The 3,944-nt window shown below is 71.9% G+C and carries 3 protein-coding genes; 1 reads left to right on the plus strand and 2 read right to left on the minus strand.

Going from position 1 to position 3,944, the window contains the following annotated elements:
- Positions 1–132 precede the first annotated feature (132 nt).
- Both grpE and dnaK read right to left on the minus strand, forming a co-directional pair.
- Positions 133–882, minus strand: a complete 750-nt coding sequence (gene grpE / locus AB0I76_RS24450; protein WP_357039750.1) for a nucleotide exchange factor GrpE — start codon at positions 880–882, stop codon at positions 133–135.
- A 47-nt stretch (positions 883–929) separates the two neighbouring features.
- Positions 930–2,786, minus strand: coding sequence for a molecular chaperone DnaK (gene dnaK / locus AB0I76_RS24455; protein WP_357039753.1), 1,857 nt, complete (start codon positions 2,784–2,786; stop codon positions 930–932).
- 196 nt (positions 2,787–2,982) lie between these two features.
- Here dnaK and AB0I76_RS24460 point away from each other — a divergent pair.
- Positions 2,983–3,944: GTPase domain-containing protein (locus AB0I76_RS24460; RefSeq protein ID WP_357039756.1), on the plus strand; the 962-nt coding region annotated here is incomplete at its 3' end.

Raw genomic sequence — 3,944 nt, forward strand, 5'->3', positions numbered from 1 at the left:
GGCGTCGTTGTCGGCGTGGGTGTGGGTTTGCTGGTCCTGGATTGGCACGCCCCCGGCGCCCCCCCCCCCGGGGGGGGGGGGGGGGGGGGCGCGGGGGGGGGGGGGCGGGCGGGACGGCCGGGTCGTTGCGCACTACTCGGGGTCGGCGACCGCGACCAGCGCCGGCCGCAGCAGCCGCTCGCCGATCTGGTAACCCCGCCGCATCACCTGCACGCAGGTGGGCTCGGTGACCTCGGCCGAGGTCTGGTGCGCCACCGCCTCGTGGCGGGTCGGGTCGAACGGGTCGCCCTGCTCGCCGAACGGGGTCAGCCCGAACTTGCCCAGCGCCGTGGTGAGCTGCTCGGCAACCGTGCCGAACGGACCGACCAGGTCGCCGTGCTCACGGGCCCGGTCCAGGTCGTCGAGGATGGGCAGCAGCGCGGCGAGCACCGCGCCGGTCGCCTGCTCGGTCACCAGTCCCCGGTCCCGGTCCACCCGCTTGCGGTAGTTGGCGTACTCCGCCGACACCCGCTGCACGTCCCGGGTCCGTTCGTCCAGCTCGGCGCGCAGGGCCTCCAGCTCGGCGCCGAGCGCCGGAGCGCTGGCGCCGACCGGCTCGGCCGGTGCGTCCACCACCGGCGGAGCGGCCGGCGTGACGCCCTCCACCGAGGTGGCCTCGACCTCGATCTCGTCGACCACGACCTCGGCGTCGGTGACCAGCCCCTCCGCCGGGGCGTCGGTCCCGGCGTCGGCGGCGGCCGTGTCCGAACCCTCGGTCTCGCGGACCTTGCGGTTGTTGCGGATGACGACCCGCGGCTCGTCGGACGACTGTCCGGCGGGCGCGGAGCCACCCGGCGCCGACCCGGTGGAACCCGGGTCGGCGGCTCGTGGCTTCTCCGTCATGCGGCTACCTCATCCCTCTGCGTCGAGTACGTGTGCGAGGCGGACCATCACTTCTTGTCCTCGTCCACGATCTCCGCGTCGACCACGTCGTCGGCACCGCCAGCCTGCGCGCCACCCGGGGCGCCACCGGCCGCGCCGGCACCAGGACCGGCCTCGCCCGGCTGCTCACCCGGCTGGTTGTAGAGCAGCGAACCGGCCTGCTGGGACACCTGGGCCAGCCGCTCGTGCGCCGACTTGATCTTCTCGATGTCCTGACCGCCGAGCGCCCCGCGCAGCTCGCCGAGGGCCTCGTTGATCTGGTCGCGGGACTCCGACGGCAGCTTGTCGCCGCTCTCCGCCAGGAACTTCTCGGTCTGCCACTGGAGCGCCTCGGCCAGGTTGCGGGTCTCCGCCTCCTCGCGACGACGCTTGTCGTCGTCGGCGTGCTCCTCGGCGTCCCGGCGCATGCGCTCGATGTCGTCCTTCGGCAGCGAGGAGCCGCCGGTGATCGTCATCTTCTGCTCCTTGCCGGTGCCGAGGTCCTTCGCGTGGACGTTCACGATGCCGTTGGCGTCGATGTCGAAGGTGACCTCGATCTGCGGCACGCCGCGCGGCGCCGGCGGCAGACCGGTCAGCTCGAAGGTGCCGAGCTTCTTGTTGTAGGCCGCGATCTCGCGCTCACCCTGAAACACCTGGATCAGCACCGACGGCTGGTTGTCGTCCGCCGTGGTGAAGACCTCGGAGCGCTTGGTCGGGATGGTGGTGTTGCGCTCGATCAGCTTGGTGAAGATGCCACCCTTGGTCTCGATGCCCAGGCTCAGCGGGGTCACATCGAGCAGCAGGACGTCCTTGACCTCGCCCTTGAGCACGCCGGCCTGGAGGGCGGCGCCGACGGCGACGACCTCGTCCGGGTTGACGCCCTTGTTGGGGTCACGGCCGGTGAGCTGCTTGACCAGGTCGGTCACGGCCGGCATCCGGGTCGAGCCGCCGACGAGGATGACGTGGTCGACGTCGGAGACCTTGATCCCGGCGTCCTTCACGGCCTGCTCGAACGGGCCCTTGCAGCGGTCCAGCAGGTCCTGCGTCATCCGCTGGAACTCGGCGCGGCTGAGCGTCACGTCCAGGTGCAGCGGGCCGGCCGAACCGGCGGTGATGTACGGCAGGTTGATGTTGGTGGTGGTGGCGGCGGACAGCTCGATCTTGGCCTTCTCGGCCGCCTCGCGGAGCCGCTGGAGGGCCATCTTGTCCTGCGCGAGGTCGATGCCGTGCTCGCCGCGGAAGGTCTTCACCAGGTGGTCGATGATCCGCTGGTCCCAGTCGTCGCCACCGAGGTGGTTGTCACCGCTGGTCGACTTGACCTCGATGACGCCCTCGGCCAGCTCCAGCAGCGACACGTCGAAGGTGCCGCCGCCGAGGTCGAAGACCAGGACGGTCTGCTCCTTGGAGCCCTTGTCCAGCCCGTACGCCAGGGCGGCCGCGGTCGGCTCGTTGACGATCCGCAGCACGTTGAAGCCGGCGATCTCACCGGCCTCCTTGGTGGCCTGGCGCTGGCCGTCGTTGAAATAGGCCGGGACGGTGATCACCGCGTCGGTGATCTGCTCGCCCAGGTAGGCCTCGGCGTCCCGCTTGAGCTTCATCAGCGTGCGGGCCGAAATCTCCTGCGGGGTGTACTTCTTGCCGTCGATGTCGACGGACCAGTTGGTGCCGATCTCCCGCTTGACCGAGCGGATCGTCCGGTCCGGGTTGGTCACCGCCTGGCGCTTGGCGACCTCACCGACGAGCACCTCGCCGTTACGGGCGAACGCGACGATCGACGGGGTCGTCCGCGAGCCCTCCGCGTTGGCGATGACGGTGGGCTCACCGCCCTCCAGGACGCTGACGCAGGAGTTCGTCGTGCCGAGGTCGATACCGACCGCACGTGCCATCTTCGCTTCCTCGCTTCGTTACGTTGAGCAGGTGACGGGCACCGCCCGCAGCACACCCACCACAAGTTGAGTGAACTTGGCTCAATAGTGCCACGCCCCCGCCGATCGTCAAGTCGAGGTTGAGCCGACCCGACGCAACCCACCCGTTATTACTGTCCGGTTGTCTTCCCTTGCATCGGTCGGGCACGCTTTAGCGGTGACGACGCACGGCGATCCCGCCACCCAGTCCGCCGCGCACGCCGTCGCCGCTCGCACCGGCTCCACGGACGCCGGGGAGGAGCCGCCCGCCACCACCGGGGACGACACCCTGCCCGCCGCGCTGACCGGCCTGCGGGCCGCGGTCGAGGCGGCGCGGTTCCCGCTCGCGCTGCCCTCCGCCGAGCCGGCCCGCCGGGCCGCCGGGAGCCTCACCGACCAGCTCGACGACTACCTGCTGCCCCGCATGCGCCGGCTCGACGCCCCACTGCTCGTGGTCGTCGGCGGCTCCACCGGCGCGGGCAAGTCGACCCTGGTCAACAGCCTCGTGCAGGCCCGGGTGAGCGCCGCCGGGGTGCTGCGGCCCACCACCCGCTCCCCGGTGCTGGTCTGCAATCCGACAGACTCCGCCTGGTTCCGCCGGGGGGAGCTGCTGCCCGGCCTGACCCGCACCACCGAGCCCAGCGAGGACCCGCGCACCCTGCAACTCGTCACCGCTCCCGCGCTCCCGGCCGGGCTGGCCTTCCTCGACGCGCCCGACATCGACTCGGTGGTCGACGCCAACCGAGCCCTCGCCGGCCAACTCCTGGCCGCCGCCGACCTCTGGCTCTTCGTCACCACCGCCGCCCGGTACGCCGACGCCGTCCCCTGGGAACTGCTGCGCAGCGCGCGGGCCCGGGGCGCGGTGATCGCCATGGTCCTCGACCGGGTGCCCGCCGAGGCGGCCGACGAGATCGCCGCCCACCTGTCCGAGATGCTCGCCGACCAGGACCTCGGCGCGGCACCGCTCTTCGTGCTCCCGGAGACCTGGGTCGACGGGCAGGGCCTGCTGCCGGCGCAGGTCACCGCGCCGCTCGCCGACTGGTTCGCCCGGCTGGCCGCCGACGCGGACGCCCGCGCCGCCGTGGTCGTCCACGGTGACGATCGTCGGGATGCCGGCGGCGTTGCAGACGTTCTGGTCGT

The organism is Micromonospora sp. NPDC049799, from assembly GCF_040656655.1.
In the GTDB taxonomy this organism is placed as follows: Bacteria; Actinomycetota; Actinomycetes; order Mycobacteriales; family Micromonosporaceae; genus Micromonospora.

Bases quoted from the DNA above. Each gene is read 5' to 3' on its own strand.
- grpE (WP_357039750.1), bottom strand. From the start codon at position 882: ATGACGGAGAAGCCACGAGCCGCCGACCCGGGTTCCACCGGGTCGGCG.
- dnaK (WP_357039753.1), bottom strand. From the start codon at position 2,786: ATGGCACGTGCGGTCGGTATCGACCTCGGCACGACGAACTCCTGCGTC.